Annotated in this window: 12 protein-coding genes and 1 tRNA gene; 7 read left to right on the top strand and 6 right to left on the bottom strand. The window is 44.1% G+C overall.

What is annotated here, in order from left to right:
* Positions 1-26: 26 nt before the first annotated feature.
* The 5 genes from JMX70_RS02115 (at position 27) to JMX70_RS02095 (ending at position 6,425) form a co-directional block, all read left to right on the top strand.
* The gene (locus JMX70_RS02115; protein WP_201589169.1) at positions 27-2,375 is read left to right on the top strand and encodes a heavy metal translocating P-type ATPase; all 2,349 of its coding nucleotides are present in this window, start codon (positions 27-29) and stop codon (positions 2,373-2,375) included.
* Between the two features lie 331 nt (positions 2,376-2,706).
* The gene (gene eno, locus JMX70_RS02110) at positions 2,707-4,023 is read left to right on the top strand and encodes a phosphopyruvate hydratase (RefSeq protein WP_201589167.1); all 1,317 of its coding nucleotides are present in this window, start codon (positions 2,707-2,709) and stop codon (positions 4,021-4,023) included.
* A 134-nt stretch (positions 4,024-4,157) separates the two neighbouring features.
* Entirely contained in the window at positions 4,158-4,466 is a 309-nt protein-coding gene (locus tag JMX70_RS02105) for an FtsB family cell division protein (RefSeq protein ID WP_068407112.1), read from the top strand.
* A gap of 115 nt (positions 4,467-4,581) precedes the next feature.
* A complete protein-coding gene (ispD, locus tag JMX70_RS02100) occupies positions 4,582-5,373 on the top strand; it encodes a 2-C-methyl-D-erythritol 4-phosphate cytidylyltransferase (protein WP_226928933.1) in 792 nt (263 codons plus the stop codon).
* Between the two features lie 437 nt (positions 5,374-5,810).
* The gene (locus JMX70_RS02095) at positions 5,811-6,425 is read left to right on the top strand and encodes a BLUF domain-containing protein (protein ID WP_227671156.1); all 615 of its coding nucleotides are present in this window, start codon (positions 5,811-5,813) and stop codon (positions 6,423-6,425) included.
* A 314-nt stretch (positions 6,426-6,739) separates the two neighbouring features.
* Here JMX70_RS02095 and JMX70_RS02090 read toward each other — a convergent pair.
* From JMX70_RS02090 to pyrC, 3 genes are all read right to left on the bottom strand, one after another.
* A tRNA-Glu gene (locus JMX70_RS02090) sits at positions 6,740-6,815 on the bottom strand.
* A 353-nt stretch (positions 6,816-7,168) separates the two neighbouring features.
* The gene (rnt, locus tag JMX70_RS02085) at positions 7,169-7,975 is read right to left on the bottom strand and encodes a ribonuclease T (RefSeq protein WP_227671125.1); all 807 of its coding nucleotides are present in this window, start codon (positions 7,973-7,975) and stop codon (positions 7,169-7,171) included.
* 163 nt (positions 7,976-8,138) lie between these two features.
* A complete protein-coding gene (pyrC, locus tag JMX70_RS02080; protein ID WP_201589659.1) occupies positions 8,139-9,209 on the bottom strand; it encodes a dihydroorotase in 1,071 nt (356 codons plus the stop codon).
* Between the two features lie 332 nt (positions 9,210-9,541).
* On the opposite strand from pyrC, the gene JMX70_RS02075 reads away from it, so the two are divergent.
* On the top strand, positions 9,542-10,780 hold the full coding sequence (locus tag JMX70_RS02075) for an argininosuccinate synthase (protein WP_068407105.1): 1,239 nt from the start codon (positions 9,542-9,544) through the stop codon (positions 10,778-10,780).
* 132 nt (positions 10,781-10,912) lie between these two features.
* Here the strand turns inward: JMX70_RS02075 and JMX70_RS02070 are convergent, their stop codons facing one another.
* Positions 10,913-12,205, bottom strand: coding sequence for a hypothetical protein (locus JMX70_RS02070; protein WP_201589165.1), 1,293 nt, complete (start codon positions 12,203-12,205; stop codon positions 10,913-10,915).
* Between the two features lie 155 nt (positions 12,206-12,360).
* On the opposite strand from JMX70_RS02070, the gene JMX70_RS02065 reads away from it, so the two are divergent.
* On the top strand, positions 12,361-12,900 hold the full coding sequence (locus JMX70_RS02065; protein ID WP_068407100.1) for a L,D-transpeptidase: 540 nt from the start codon (positions 12,361-12,363) through the stop codon (positions 12,898-12,900).
* 208 nt (positions 12,901-13,108) lie between these two features.
* On the opposite strand, the gene JMX70_RS02060 is transcribed toward JMX70_RS02065, so the two are convergent.
* Both JMX70_RS02060 and JMX70_RS02055 read right to left on the bottom strand, forming a co-directional pair.
* Positions 13,109-14,848: a CYTH and CHAD domain-containing protein gene (locus JMX70_RS02060; protein WP_201589163.1), complete on the bottom strand. Its 1,740-nt coding sequence runs from the start codon at positions 14,846-14,848 to the stop codon at positions 13,109-13,111.
* Between the two features lie 290 nt (positions 14,849-15,138).
* Entirely contained in the window at positions 15,139-16,725 is a 1,587-nt protein-coding gene (locus JMX70_RS02055) for an isocitrate lyase (protein ID WP_102077245.1), read from the bottom strand.
* Between the last annotated feature and the right edge of the window lie 245 nt (positions 16,726-16,970).

Genomic DNA, 16,970 nt, shown 5'->3' with positions numbered 1-16,970 from the left:
CTTTAACGCAATAACGAGTTCTCTCTATGAATGACGCTACCCGTACCGCTAACAATGATCCTTATGATGTTGAGACTGATATCCAGTCAAATACGCCGCTTGCGCCCAAGCGTGCGCACCTGCAACTGGCGATTGAGGGAATGACATGTCAGGCTTGTGCGTCTCGCATTGAAAAAGTCCTTAATAAGAAGCCGGCGGTCTATGAAGTCAATGTTAACTTCGCTGGCGAGACGGCTAACGTCGATTATGATCCAACGCAAACCACACCTGAGCAGGTAACAGAATGGGTGAATAAAACTGGTTTTGTGGCCAATTTGCAGGCCGCTGATAGTTTGTTTGCTAAGTCGGATGAAGATACCGCAACTGTTTATCCATGGCGCCTGATTGCGCTGTGGGTTTGTTTGCTACCGTTCTTGGTTGGTATGGCAGGCATGCTCGTTGGGCAAGGTATGGCGTGGATGCCGCCTGTTTGGATTCAGTTTATCTTAGCGACCATTGTCCAATTTGGGCTGGCATTGCCATTTTACAAAAGCGCGTGGGCGTCTATCAAAGGTGGTCTTGCCAATATGGACGTATTGGTGGTCATTGGCACGCTAACCATTTGGGCGTATTCTACTTATTTATGGCTGACCCATGGCGATGGCACGTTAAGCAGCTTATTACAAAGCGGGCATGCAGGCGGACACGGACCAGCTGTTTATTTTGAAGCAGGGGTAATGGTTATTGCCTTTGTGCGTACGGGTAAGTATTTAGAGGAGCGCACCAAAAAGCATAGCTTAAACAGTATTGATTTATTATTATCCCTAACACCTGATGAGGTTGAGCAGCAACAGCCAAATGGTGATTTTCATAATGTCGCGCTACAAGCGGTGCAAGTAGGCGATATCCTGCGTGCCAAACAAGGCAGCCGTGTGGCAACCGATGGTGTCGTTATCAGCGGTGCTGGCTGGTGCGTTGAGAGTCATTTAACCGGCGAGTCCGTACCGCTTAAAAAAGAAGCAGGTGATGTACTGCTAGCAGGGGCGTTGGTCGAAAATGGCAGCTTACTCTATCGCGTCAGTGCGAAAGGCAGCGATACCAAGCTCGGTGATATGGTACAAGCGCTCAGCGATGCACAAGGCTCAAAGGCCAATTTAGCGCGCCTTGCTGATAGAGTAACGGCTATTTTTGTCCCTGTGGTAGTAACGATTGCCTTGGTTACTTTTGGGCTGACGTGGTGGCTAACGGGTATGGTTGATACTGCCTTGATGCATGCGGTTTCGGTGTTGGTCATTGCTTGCCCATGTGCGCTTGGTTTGGCAACGCCAGCGGCTATTATGGCCGGTATGGGTGTCGCCGCCCGTCATGGCGTTTGGTTCAAAGACGCGCAAAGCTTAGAGGCGGCAGGTAATATTGATACCGTGGTACTCGATAAAACGGGCACATTAACTATCGGTAAGCCAACCATCGTCGATCAGGTCATGGTGGATAAATCGCTTGCCGTCGATGATGTGCTGCAAATTGCCGCAAGTGTTGAGGCGCACGCCAGCCATCCATTAGCGACGGCGTTGATTAACGCGGCTAGCGAGCGTAACTTACCACTGATGACTGTCACGGATATCAGTGTCATCAAAGGTGCGGGTATACAAGCCAATATCGAAGGCTTAGGTGTGGTAAAAGTTGGTACGGCAGAGTTTGCTAATCTAACCCTGCCAAAACTGATGCCAAAAGTATGGCAAATTGCCAGTACTGTCGCCATTAGTATCAACGATGAGCCGCTAGGCGCGTTTGCGTTAGCTGACGATTTAAAAGACGACACGCCGCAGGCAATTACTGCGCTACAAGATGCGGGTATCAATGTCATTTTGATGAGTGGCGATAAGCAATCGGTCGTTGACCATGTGGCAGGGCAGTTAGGTATTGAGCAAGCGTACGGTAAAATGAGCCCACGTGATAAGGCGAGCCAAATTGCCCTGTTGCAGACGGCTGGTCACAAAGTGGCGATGGCGGGCGACGGCGTCAATGATGCGCCAGCAATGGCAACCGCCGATGCCAGCTTTGCGATGTTTGAGGGTACGGATGTCGCCCAGCATAGTGCCTCTGCACGCTTGATGGGTGAGTCGCTCATGCATATTGATGCGGCGCAAAAAATTGCCAATGCAACGGTGCGCAATATCAAGCAAAATTTATTCTTTGCTTTTATCTATAATTGCCTAGGTATTCCGCTTGCCGCTTTTGGTTTTTTAAATCCTATGATTGCCGCTGCAGCAATGGCGCTGAGCTCTATTTCGGTATTGATGAATGCGCTACGTCTGACGCGTTTCAAAACCGAGGTTGAGCTAAATAACACCGTCTCTAATACTCAGACTGACAGTAAGCGTTTAACAAAAACATAAATGCCAAACCGCCTGTCATATCGTCGCTGTTAAGAGGGATTGCACCCCCTCTTTAATGGCTGATATTACAGGCTATATTTCATTTTATGGGCGCAAGTTGGGGTAAGATAAGGGAAGTTTGGCAAAATTTATGCTATGATGCCAAGCACGATAGCTGACAGTTAAAGTATTAGATGAAGCTTTAATAAGGCATGAAACCAGTCAATTATATGAATAGATATTGTTGGTTTTGCTATAAGTGCTATACGATATTTTGTTTTACCTTTTTTGTATTGTAGTTGCCGTTATTTATCCCTCAAACTTGGCATGACCATAGGAATTAACAGACATTATGTACGCTGAAGAAACCACCAACGTCGCCGCAATTATAGACATTCGCGCTCGTGAGATTTTAGACTCGCGCGGTAACCCAACGATTGAAGCTGATGTCATCTTAGCTGACGGCACGATTGGCCGTGCTGCTGCCCCAAGTGGCGCCTCAACTGGCTCACGTGAAGCGCTTGAGCTGCGTGATGGCGACCAAAGTCGCTATATGGGTAAAGGCGTCAAAAAAGCCGTTGCCAATGTCAATAGCCAGATTCGTAGCGCGCTGATGGACAAAGACGTCACTGAACAGCAAGCGATTGATGACGCTATGATTGCGCTCGATGGTACAGAAAATAAAGACAACCTTGGCGCTAACGCCATGTTGGCGGTGTCTTTGGCAACGGCAAAAGCAGCTGCCCAGTCACAAAGCCTACCATTGCATCAATATATCGCAAACTTGCGCAATCAGACATCATTAACGATGCCAGTACCGATGATGAACATCTTGAACGGTGGCGAGCACGCAGACAATACCGTTGATATCCAAGAGTTTATGATTGAGCCGGTTGGTTTCACCAGCTTCTCAGAAGCGCTGCGTGCGGGTACAGAGATTTTTCATAGCTTAAAATCTGTCCTAAAAGCACAGGGTTTAAATACTGCCGTCGGCGATGAAGGCGGCTTTGCACCAAACTTGCGTAGCAATGAAGAAGCCATCACCGTTATCATGCAAGCGATTGAGCAAGTCGGTTATAAAGCTGGCGATGATATCCATTTGGCTCTAGACTGTGCTGCCAGTGAGTTTTATAAAGATGGTCAATATATCTTGGCAGGCGAGGGTAATAAATCCTTTGATAGCCAAGGTTTTTCAGATTACCTCGTAGGCTTGACGCGTCAATATCCTATCATCTCTATCGAAGACGGTCTTGATGAGTCAGATTGGGATGGCTGGAAATACTTAACTGAACAGATTGGTGATAAAGTTCAGTTGGTTGGTGATGATTTGTTCGTGACCAACCCTGCTATTTTGCAAGAAGGCATTGATAAACACATTGCCAATGCGATTTTGATTAAGTTTAACCAAATCGGCACCTTATCAGAAACCCTGGATGCGATCTATCTGGCGAAGAAAAATGGCTATGCAACGATTATCTCGCATCGTTCAGGTGAAACGGAAGACAGCACCATTGCTGACTTAGCAGTTGGCACAGCAGCGGGACAAATTAAAACCGGCTCACTATGCCGCTCAGACCGTGTTGCAAAATACAATCAGCTACTACGTATCGAGCAACAAGTACGTGCAAGCTACCGTGGCCGTGAAGAGTTTATCGGTTTACGTGGCTAATCAGCTAAGTAGTTGAAAAGTTAGGCTTAAAGCTAAGCGCTATATTGTCATTCGCAAGATGATATAGCGCCTAATAAGTTAATCTAATTTTCGATTTTAATTATTATCCCTTTATCACTTGGCGTTAATACTTTATGAAATATTTTAGCCAATTTATCTTACTTGCTTTAGCGGTCGCTGTACTGTTAGGGCTGCAATACCAGTATTGGCTGGGTGAAAACGGTCAATTTGAGCATCATAAATTATTGACCCAGATTGAAGAACAACAGCGTTTAAATGACAATCAAGTAGCGGCAAATAACTTGCTGCGTACGGACGTTCATGATCTAAAAACCGGCCTTGAAGCGGTAGAGGAACACGCGCGTTTAGATTTAGGCTTGATTAAGCCAAATGAAACCTTTGTACAAGTATCAACAGCGCCGACAACCCATAGCCGTTATTGATTCTATCTACTCCAAAATAAACGATTACCTATAATTTTTTCTGCTTATATTTAAAGTACGATTTTTTTTAACTTCCTTTTTATCCAATCCAGTCATATCATCATGGAATCTGACCATGAGTATCAATCAAAACCACCTTATGAATACCACACCACATATACATGCCATGATTGTCGCTGCGGGTCGCGGTAGTCGTTTTGGTGCATCAATCGCCAAACAATATACCAAGCTACAAGGGCAGACCTTGTTACAACATAGCGTGGCACGGCTTGCGAGCAGTCGTTATATTGATCAGTGTTTATTGGTGATTGCAAAAGATGATCATACGGCGCAGACGCTTAATTTTGCATTGCCTATTGAATATACGAGCGGTGGAGCAGAGCGTTGGCAATCCGTGCAAGCAGGGGTAGAGGCGCTTATTAGGGCAGGTGCGCATGACTCAGACTTGGTGCTTATCCATGATGCCGCGCGTCCAGCGGTGCCTCAACAAGATATTGATAAAGTGATTAAAGCCGCGCTGCAAGAGCCGTATGGCGCTATCTTAGCGACCCCAGTTGCAGATACCCTAAAACAATCCTATACAGCGTCCTATAAGCACGCTAGCGCTGTCTCCGAAGCTATTAATAGCGCTAAAGGTAAACAGCATTCTTATGTTGAACGTACGCTTGAGCGTAGTAATATGTGGCAAGCGCAAACGCCGCAAGTCTTTCGCTTAGCTAAGCTGCGGGAAGTGTTGGCGTATGTTGAAGAGCATGACCTTGCTATCACCGATGAAGCAAGCGCGTTTGAGTACTTAGCGCTGCCAATTCGTTTGGTCGTTGGCAATCGGCAGAACATTAAACTTACCTATCCTGACGACGCCATCCTGCTTACCGCGATTCTTAACGCCCAGTCACAATTGTCTTAAAAGATTTTCACCACCGTCACTATTTGCATTTCTCATTCTTTCCCCTGCTAAGTATTTCACTATAAATTTTCTATTCTCAAGTTCTAAATTGAGATGACTCTTCTCATAGCATCCATTTTTCATCTTTATTTTTCTAAGATTTTAGACCGACTGTTGAATAAAAAAGCATTTATTTATGCTATATGTTGAATATAAATCTTATTAAAGCAACGTTTAGTATTAATAAGTAGTCATTTAAAATAAACATATATTGCTTTGATGACGAAATTAGCCTATGATGTAACCAACTTAATACAATTAATATAAACATTTATAAATCAATAATATAACAAGCCAATTTGTTACTTCTAAATGCCTTGTTGCTCTATTTTTTCTAAAATGAGTATGGTTGTCTTAGCTACATTTACCTGATAATAGGGAGAAGCTGATTGTCAACAGTGAATGATTCGACAAATCCAGTAACGCCAGATCTCTGCCAGCTTGTATATCTGAGCCACATTACGTCGACTGGTCTTGCAAGTGCGAGTACGCTTAATGACATCGCAGAGGTCGCGATTGAGCGTAATCAAGCTGATAACATCACCGGTATCCTTTGCTACGGCAATGGCTACTTTTTCCAATGTGTAGAAGGGTCAGAACAAGCGTTGACCAATCTGAAAAATCGCTTGTTGGTCGATGATCGACATAAAGATTTAAAAATATTGGATTTTTCGGCGATTGCTGAGCGCCGTTTTGCGGGTTGGTCGCTACGCTCGATCACTCTTGAGCGCTGGATGATGAATGAGCCAAAGCTAAAATCTTTTATGCCATTTAAGCCCCATACTTGGGAAGTTAATGGCTGGCAGCAATTTTTAGATATTCTGCAAGGTTATTATGAAGACCAAGAAAAGACTGGTGAGCTTGATACCCAGCCGATAAAATACAGTACGCTAGGGGTGACCTTAGGTAAAGTCGTCGGTCAGCATCAAGCGTTTTTCTTAATTCAAAGTGTCTTAGCGGGCTTAATCGTGTTGGCGCTGCTTTGGTTGATGTTAGCCGATAAGATTTGGTAAATTGTTCTAAATAATGAACGCGTAGATATTTAAAAAGCCAGCATTCAGTGCTGGCTTTTTGCTGCGAGAAAATAATATAAATCACGTTCGATTTATTTATGAGTATTTATAGATATTGATGGAAAACAGATATAGTCAAAATATTCTAAAAACGCTACGGTATTACTGATATCAATTTTCGCTCACTATAGGTATTCGTGAAAAAATAAGCATAAAAAACCCCACTCATATTTCTATGAGTAGGGTTTTGCTGGTGTGCTTATCAGTCTTATTTATGCCGTACAGCAAATTTGCTAATAAGTGACGCCAAATAGTGGCGTCCCCAGGGGGATTCGAACCCCCGTTACCGCCGTGAAAGGGCGGTGTCCTAGGCCTCTAGACGATGGGGACTAGTAACAACGCTTCAGCTGCTTTCACCATTTATGCTGAAGTGGTGCGTATTTTAATGGCGACCGCGCTTGCTGTCAAGCCTTTTTCGACGTCTTTTTGAAATTAAGTATCTTTTTTTAAGCGCGCGCCGTGGATGTAGGTCTTTTCGTTTTAAATGATGCCGAATCCACAACGACGTACAAGCGCTAATGGTTAACGCCAGTAGCATGTAACCGATAATGGTTGCCCATAATTTAACCTGTGGTTCCATAGCAAAGTCCCTTTTTGTTAAGCTCACCTAATCCATAATAGGTGATTAGCTATAGATAACACTATTCATTGAGTTTAACAATGCAAAGGGCGTATGCTTTATTTTACTTGGTGTCGTCAGCGTTGCTATCGACAGTGCTGTTAGCGGCTGTCTCGGTATTGTTCTGCTCGTTATGGATAGCGTTCGCGAGCATCGGGTAGCTATTTAAAATATGACAAAACAGTTCAGCCGTCTTTTGGGTATCATAGAGCGCTGAATGCGCGTCATTACCATCAAAATCAAGCCCAGCAGCCTTACAAGCACGCGCGAGTACAGTTTGTCCGAATGCAAGCGCAGACAGCGTCACGGTATCGAAAACTGAGAAGTTGTGAAACGGATTATGGTTTTTGCTGTTGGTACGCAACACTGCCGCATTTAAAAACGCTAAGTCAAAATGGGCATTATGGCCAATCAAAACGCATTGACGGCAGTCTTCAGCGCGGCGTACTTCTTTTAAGCCTTTAAAAATACGGCGCAGCGCCGTTTTTTCATCTTCAGCAATGGCTTTACGCAGTGGATTATTAGGATCAATACCGGTAAAGGCAAGCGCGCTTGGCTCAAGATTTGCGCCTTCAAACGGCTCGATATGGGCGTTAAATGCCTCACCTGGATAAAACACACCCTGCTCATCAAGTAGCACAGGAATACAAGCAATCTCTAATAAGGCGTCGGTTTGCGCATTAAAGCCTGCGGTTTCGACATCGACGACAACAGGCAAAAACTTACGAAAACGCTCTTTTAAGCGTATGGGTGCTTGCTCTTCTGTCGCGCTGGCGCTGTTGGCAGTGGCGCTTGGGGCAGTATTAAGACAGGTATTGTCTGTATTAGCCAAATCTTGTTTAGGTAAGTCGGCATCATTTTGAGTGGTCATATCAGGTTAAATCGCTTTTATCAGTCGTGCTGTGGTATTGAATAAAATAAAAAATACCTATCCTATGATAGGAGGTTTACTTTTGCTAAGTGTACTAGCAAAAGTGCGAGATCTAGCATAGGATATGGCATAAAGGCAGGCAGACAATTTTACATCGTCGCTGTTAAGCTTTAATAGACCAAGGTAACGTTTCGCCCGCTAACAGGGGCGTTAACGACGCGCCATCAAAGTAAGGGTAATGGGTCGGTACTTGCATCGGCGTGTTTATCAACGTGATGGTACTGTCATTTAATGGCAAACCATAGAACTGGGCGCCAAAGCGGCTGGCAAATCCTTCAAGTTTGTCGATTTTACCTACGCTATCAAAAGCAGTGGCGTATAGCGGCAAGGCATTAGCAGCGCTATAGCAGCCGGCACAGCCGCAAGCCGATTCTTTTGCGTTTGTTGCATGCGGCGCCGAATCTGTGCCTAAAAAGAATTTTGGATTGCCACTGGTGGCGACATCCAACAATACTTTTTGATGGCTTTCACGCTTCAAAATAGGCAGGCAGTAAAAGTGCGGCTTGATACCACCGACCAATAAATGATTGCGATTAAACATTAAGTGCTGCGGCGTAATGGTCGCAGCTACTTGATTGCCTTGCTCTAAAACAAAATCGGCGGCATCACTGGTGGTGATATGCTCTAGCACAATTTTCATCGTCGGAAATTTGACGATGATTTGCGCCAATACTTCGTCTAAAAAGCGCTTTTCACGGTCAAAGATATCGACATGGTCATGCGTGACTTCACCATGGAGCAGTAGTGGTAGATTGTATTTTTCCAGCGCTTCAAAGACATCGACGCAGGCATTAATATCGGTGACACCGTCGGCAGAGTTGGTCGTTGCGCCAGCAGGGTAGAGTTTGACCGCTTGCACGATACCAGATTTTGCCGCCATTTCGATATCCTGAGCGGTGGTGTTATCAGTAAGATACAAGGTCATGCGTGGGTCAAAAGCTGCTTTACGCTCCGCACTCAAATCGCTTGCTGCTAAATGCTGCAGGATACGCTCACGGTAGGCTTGCGCCGCATCGATATTTTTAACAGGCGGTACCAAGTTTGGCATACAGATGACGCGGTTAAAACTCTGGGCGGCGTGCGGAACGGTAGTCGCCAACGCTTTATCGTCGCGCAAATGAATATGCCAATCATCTGGCTGCAGCAGGGTTAATTCTCTAATCGAATCGGTCATAGTATCTTCGCGCTCTATATCTTTATACGGCAGTAAAAGGGAGTCTAGCTGAGCTGCTATCATAACAGATTTGCCTACTTGACTAAATATGCGGCGAAATATCTGTACATAAAAGCGTTATGATTTCGTTGATAAGTAACCAGCGCCTATGTATGCATTCATGCTAATTTTCGGTGAAAACCTAGCACCGAATGGCGCTGATACTTTTGCCGCTCGTAAATATGATGTACACTGAGCAGGCAATCTATTTTTTATTTATTTCATCCTATCCTGCGCATTTTTATTTCTCATTAAATGTATTCGATAATAAATTCTTATATTAGGAGTTATTCATGGCTCAGCTTGATCCAAAAAATATTAATAAAATCGTCTTGGCCTATTCCGGCGGTCTTGACACCTCAATCATCGCCAGATGGCTACAAGAAACCTATGATGCAGAAGTGATTACGTTCACCGCTGACATCGGTCAAGGTGAAGAAGTTGAGCCGGCGCGTGCCAAAGCTGAAGCGATGGGTATCAAGCATATCCATATCGAAGACTTACGTGAAGAGTTTGCCCGCGATTATGTGTTCCCGATGTTCCGCGCCAATGCCATTTACGAAGGCGAGTATCTGCTCGGGACTTCTATCGCGCGTCCTTTGATTGCCAAGCGTTTGGTTGAAATTGCTAAAGAGCATAACGCTGATGCTATCAGTCATGGTGCGACTGGTAAAGGTAATGACCAAGTACGTTTTGAGCTTGGTGCCGTTGCTTTATCACCTGACGTGGTCACCATTGCGCCGTGGCGTGAGTGGGATTTATCAAGCCGTGAAAGCTTGATGAAATATGCTGAAGAACATAACATCGCTATCGATTATGCCGGCAATAAGAAAAAATCTCCGTACTCAATGGATGCCAACTTACTGCATATCTCTTATGAAGGCGGCATCTTAGAAGACCCATACGCCGAAGCAGAAGACGATATGTGGCGCTGGTCAGTCAGTCCAGAAGAAGCACCTGACGAAGCGCAATATCTAGAATTAGAATACAAACAAGGTGATATCGTTGCCATCGATGGCGAAGCGCTTAAGCCTTATGAAGTAATGATTAAGCTGAATGAGATTGGCGGTAAGCACGGTATTGGCCGTTTGGATATCGTCGAAAACCGTTATGTCGGTATGAAATCACGCGGCTGCTATGAAACCCCAGCCGGTACCATTATGTTAAAAGCCCACCGCGGTATCGAATCATTAACCCTTGACCGTGAAGCGGCGCATTTAAAAGATGAGCTGATGCCACGTTACGCTAAAATTATCTATAACGGCTATTGGTTTAGCCCTGAGCGCATGATGCTACAAGCCTTGATTGACAAATCACAAGAATATGTCAACGGTACCGTACGCGTCAAATTATACAAAGGCGCGGTTAGCGTCGTCGGCCGTAAGTCAGACGATTCACTGTTTGATGAAAAAATCGCCACTTTTGAAGATGATGCCGGTGCTTATGATCAAAAAGATGCTGAAGGTTTTATCCGTTTAAATGGTCTACGTTTGGCGATTGAAGCCAGCCGTGGTCGTGATTTATCGAAGTAAGCATATTTTTTTAGATTGTTCTAAATAAAGTATGAATAAAAAAAGGCGCTAATAAGTTAGCGCCTTTTTTTTGGTTTTTTAAGGGTTGTTCAACTATTTTCGTCTACTTCAAAATTTATCTATGAATTATTCTTATTGAGACGCTTTTGGTTCTTCAGCGCCATCTTCATCATCGTCTACCATAACAATCGCCACATCTTGCTGTTGGCGCTCCTTGATAAGATCTTGCTCGATGACTTCTTCTGTGGCCAATTTGATACCGTCAGATTTTTGGCTTTGATATTTGAGCGCTGCTAGCCCGCCAAGTACGCCAATAACCGCAATAATGATTAGGATAACGGGATTTTTCCAGAGCGGTATAGGCGCGTCGTATTCAATCGGCTTTTCACTGGTGGTGGTCGGCGTATTGTCGTTATTGCCGCCAATTAGACCTAAGCTTACCAAAGGTGGTTTTGGTGCGCTGGCAGGCTCGGAGGTAATTCTTAGGCGGTTGCGCTGCAAATATATTTCTGAAATTTTCGCCAGTTGCAACAGCCAACGCTGGTGCGGCAAGCTTATGGCTGACATTTCGGCAAACACCAATAAGTCATTGTGTTTACCTTGTTGAGCATTGGCAGGTGAGCGCCCAATGACCTTTAAATAATTGCCCGTCGCTAGTTGCATGTCTTGGACAAGCTCATGGTTTTCAGGTTTAAACGTCGTCAACTCGTGCCAATAAGGGTCAAAAGCGGGCGGAGTATCAGCGAGCTGCGCTGTGCTCAATAAAGTACGTTCTGTGGTGTTTCTTACTTCTGTCTCTACATCTACTTTTAAGTCTGACTGTAAAGCAGTTTCTGTAGAAGTGGTTGTTTTTTCATTCTCATTAGGTTCAGCCCGCTTGGTAGATTCTAACGCTGGTTTATTGGCCACAAAGCGCTCGACGGATAAAAACTGCGGCTGCAAGGCGAACCATTTGTCCAGCTCCTCATTATCAAGCTGGCTATATTCTGCTAAAATCGCCAGTTCACGTAAGACAATCACGCATAAAGAGGTGAGTAGTATTTGCACTTGCGGTGACGTCGCCTCAATGCGCTCTGCAATGTAATCACTGGCTTTGATCACGCGCGCATTCTCATGAAAAATCGCATCGGCCACCTCTTGGCGATAATATAAAGTCGCATTGATGGTCGAAAAATTCATTGAATTATATCGGCGTAGTTCTTTGACGGCGGTACGAGTAAACAGTTTTTTGCTTACGGCCTGCCCATCGTTATGCTGATGATAAGCAAGTAAGGCACTGATAATCGCTTGCAAACTGGCATCCATCGCCAAACGCGCTTGCGGTAATGACAGCTTAGCCACGTCTGCCAATAATGACACCATCGGCTTGGTATCTTGATAGAGAAAATCATACATCGACACACGTGTCGGTGAAATAGTCGTCATAATCTGCTAGCATCAAAAAGTGTGCCCCTATATTACGGTGCCAAAAGCCTTGATACAATCCCTTAATAATAGAAAAACGCAAACATTTCGCTCACTATTTACTCTCAACGCAGTTGATAATAACCGCTGTAGATTTATGAGCGCTGGAAAATCTTATGACAAATAACGAAAGCTTTACCGAAGAGTTTAACGAAAATTCTGATGTGCGACTGGTTATTAACATTGCTCAGCAAACGTTAACGCTATATAAATACGATAAAGGAATGACTCAATATACGGTATCGACCGCTAAAAACGGTATTGGCAGCCAGCAAGATAGCGGCTGCACACCCCTTGGTAAGCACATTATCGCGGCAAAAATCGGCGGCAATGAACCCATGAACGCGGTATTTGTGGGACGCAAACCGACAGGCGAGGTCTATAGTGCAGAGCTTGGTAAACTGTATCCAGAGCGCGATTGGATATTAAGCCGTATTTTATGGTTACGCGGTCTTGAAGAGGGGTTGAATAAAGGCAGTAATGTTCACGGCGGCTGCGATACTTATCAGCGTTATATTTATATTCATGGCACACCAGACAGCGAACCAATGGGCGAGCCGCTCTCTCACGGCTGTATACGGATGCGCAATGAGGATATTTTGGAGTTATTTGAACAAGTGACCGAGGGCACAACTGTGACCATTATTGCTCGTTGATATTTACTCGAAAACACTATGCTTAGAAAACACTATGCTTAGAAAACACTACGCTTAAAAAACATCATGCTTAAAAAACATCATGCTTAAAAACATTACGCATAAAAAAAGACAACGTACCTGATGGTCGCTGTCCTTTTTTGAATTATGTAAAGGTTAAGTTAATTATAAGTAAGATACAGGGTCAAAAAGCCAGTTTTAGTTTTTATTACCAGAACTTATCCGCAGATTTAAGCTTAGCTAAGCGTTTTTTAGACTTTTTCTGTGTATCTATTAAAGAAGCATTCAACCAGCCTGCGCCGTACAAGGCATTCGAGTCTGAGCTCGCTTTATGTTGATAGCACTGCTGATAATAAGTGGTATCAAGTTGTTGCCTAAGCGCTTGCTGTACTTTTACGAGATGTTTTAGGAAGCGCTTGCTTTTCTTTTTAGACTTTTTACTGTTGAGCTTTTTATTTTTGAGATTTTCATTGTTGATTAAGGGCGCTGCAAATTCACTAACGTAGCGCAATTTTTCAAGCTGTCGGTACAGTTTATACTGGGCTTGTTTTTCGTCCTTGGCTGACAAATCTATATCCTTCGTCTGCAGACTTTGCGGCTCTCTACTTTCTAAATTAACGCCTTTTGATTTAACACCTTTTGATTTAACGCCTTCTAAGTTAATACTTTCTGAACTCACGCTCTCCAAATTGACACCAGTTAAATCTTTGCTATCCGCGTTAGCATTCCTAGCTTCATGGAGCTTACTCTCAGCTTTCAACAATTTTTTATAACGTTTGTCCAATGTTTTTCTAAGCTTATGAGCGGCGCGTTTATTTGCCTGTGGTTCAAGGTTGGGGTTACTCATGGTAAAGGCTATTAGCTCAAGCAACGTCAGTTGTAAATTATTGGCACGTACCGCATCGATAGGAGTGATTTTCGCCGCTTCAATTTCTGCCGACCAATCAACGCTTGGTGCCTCATGCGCTTGTAAGTAGGGCTCGATATGACTGGCAAGATAAGCAAGCTTGCGATAATCAGCCAGTAAAGTCGCTGTTTGTTTAAGAATAATCACCCAGTCAGGATTGAGCTCATCGGAGAAGCCTTTAAATAGCTTAAGCGCGGTACGTAAGCGCTGAATGCCGTTATACAATTGTAAAATATGCTCATTGTCCGTACTGCCTGCGACGATGGCGCTACTATTGGGTAGTATTTGCAATAGGCAATTATGTACGACTGCCCGTATAAATGCCGGCCTGCTGCTGTCTTTAGCAACAGTTAGATCGCTAAGATTGGCGCTAACCGCTCGGCTATGTTGTTGCCCCGTAATTAATAAGCCACCGCGCTCGGCTTTGGTCACTGTAGACAAGCAGAGTTTATGGCGCTGACACCAGGTTTTGGCAGTCGTAAATAAAAAATCTACATCGCCTGATATCAGCTCAAACTCGATTTCTTGAATACTATCGCGCTGAGTATCATCTCTACCGTGGATAATCGCTCCGCAGTCGTATGCCATTTCAATCTGATTGCTGCTGTCCTTGTCGCTATTATCTGTGAGCAATCGCGTTATACGCTCGACATCGGTGACATATAAGCGGGTGAGCGTTTTAGCCAGTTTCGTTAATTTAAATGGTTCTAGAGCAGGGGCGATGGAAGTGTCTTGATAAATGCTCAAATCAGGCATGAGCGTATTGGTGTCCAACATGGCTTGGACTTGTTGGGTATCTAGTACCGCATTGTGCTCTAAACGCGCTGCAATACCGTCGCCACCCGCTTTGATGGTCTGCACCCACGCATCGCCTTCCTGACGAATACGTAAGCCAATACCCGCCTTAGCGAGCTGCTGATCGGGAGTGTCATAATAATGCGCGGCCAGCTGCGTAAGCTGTGAGGATTTAATATTCGCTTGGCGCATCAAACCTTTTAGGCGCGATTCTGGTACTAGAAACTTCAGCTCTATCTCTTGCATGATGGCTCCCGATTATAGTTATGAATGGTTAGTAATACCTGTTAAATAATTACCATCGTATGAAAGCTATCGAACAATGACAAGTAAAAGTTTTACTTTGGCTGATTAGCGGATACTAGGGCGTGTTCCCAGTTCAATCGATAGACATCTAAATGTGCTAAAAATGGCTATTTAATAACGCTATCGTTTTATACAGGGAAATTATTTAAAGCCAAAAAAAACCGCCCTACTAAGTAGGACGGCTTTTTTATAACGGGTACTTATAAAATATAACTATAAGTGAGCGATTATTAGAACTGGTTCATGGTGTTTTTGCCACCACCAGCTTTAAGGGCGTTTTCACCAGAGAAAATTTCTTTGTGATCATCGCCAAGGTCAGAACCCGCCATTGCTTGGTGTTTAACACAAGCGATGCCTTCACGGATTTCTTTACGTTGGACGCCAGCTGCATAAGCAAGCATACCTTCTTCACCGAAGTAGCCTTTAGCAAGCTCATGAACGCTAAGTGCAGTGGTGTGGTAAGTAGGTAGCGTGATTAGGTGATGGAAGACACCCGCTTCGCGTGATGCGTCACGTTGGAAGTTCTTCGCAGCGATATCAGCAGCTTCATCAAGCTCAGTACCGTCGTAATCAGCACTCATCAAGTTGTCTTTGTTGTAGCTTGATACGTCTTTGCCTTCTTCTTCCCACTGAGCGATAACTTGCTTACGGAAGTTTAGCGTCCAGTTGAACGATGGGCTGTTGTTGTATACAAGCTTCGCTTTTGGCTGCTCTTCTTTAATACGGTCAACCATCATTTTGATGTGTTCTACGTCTGGAGTAGGTGTTTCGATCCATAGTAGATCAGCACCGTTTTCTAGAGCAGTGACACAGTCAAGTACGACGCGGTCGATGTTGGTTTCTTCACGGAACTGATATAGACCGTTAGCTAGACGCTTAGGACGAACCAATTTGCCGTTGTGCTTAAGAAGGCTGTCATTTTCATTAGCTTCTTCGATGGTCACTTCTTCCATTTCTAGGAAGTCGATATATTGAGAAGCAAGGTCGCCTGGCTCATTTGATACTGGGATTTTTTGCGTGAGTGATGCGCCCTCACTATCAGTACGAGCAACGATAATACCGTCTTCAACGCCCAATTCTAGGAATGCATAACGAATCGCATTGATTTTTGCGATGTAGTCTTCATGCGGTACGGTTACTTTACCCGCTTGGTGACCACACTGTTTTGCGTCAGACACTTGGTTTTCAACTTGGATAGCACAAGCACCGGCTTCAATCATTTGCTTAGTTAGCAAGTAAGTCGCTTCTTCGTTACCGAAACCGGCATCGATATCAGCAATGATTGGCACAACGTGTGAATCGAAGTTTTCGATTTTTTCTAGGATAGCTGAAGTGTCTTGACCCGCTTCTTCTGCAGCGTTTAGCTCACGGAAGTAGTCGTTTAACACTTTAGCATCAGCTTGACGTAAGAAGGTGTAGATTTCTTCGATTAGTTTAGGCACAGACGTTTTTTCGTGCATAGATTGGTCAGGTAGAGGACCAAACTCAGAACGCAGAGCAGCAACCATCCAACCTGATAGGTAGATGTACGTTTTAGCGGTAGTGCCAAAGTATTTTTTCTTAGCGTACATAGTTTGCTGAGCAACAAAACCGTGCCATGCACCTAGAGATTGCGTGTACTGAGACGTATCATTGTCATAATCTTCCATGTCTTGACGCATGATTTTTGCAGTATACTTGGCGATATCTAAACCAGTTTTGAAACGGTTTTGCATCATCATACGTGCGGCATCAGTCTCGCTGATATTCTGCCAGTTACCGTGCTTTTGCTTTAGTTCACGTACTAGATCAATCGCTGATTTATATGCAGTTGACATCTATAGTCTCCTTGGTGGGGTGGGGATTAAAGGGGATGTAAATTACTTAAGTAAAATATGCAGATAAGTGTTGCTGGTAAAATAATGTTTCTTGAAAAGAAATACATTGGCAAAAGTAAAGTTCGGGATATAAACCTTTTACCTGAGCAATCTTTACTAAACTATAAGAAAATGATTATAAAAGCAAATAAAACCTGTCTTATTGGTCAGCTTTTATTTTTTAGATTTAATTGACGCTGTTTTAG

Origin of the sequence: Psychrobacter pulmonis, from assembly GCF_904846465.1 — a bacterium.
Taxonomy (GTDB): domain Bacteria; phylum Pseudomonadota; class Gammaproteobacteria; order Pseudomonadales; family Moraxellaceae; genus Psychrobacter; species Psychrobacter faecalis.
This window is presented reverse-complemented; position numbering and strand designations above follow the sequence as displayed.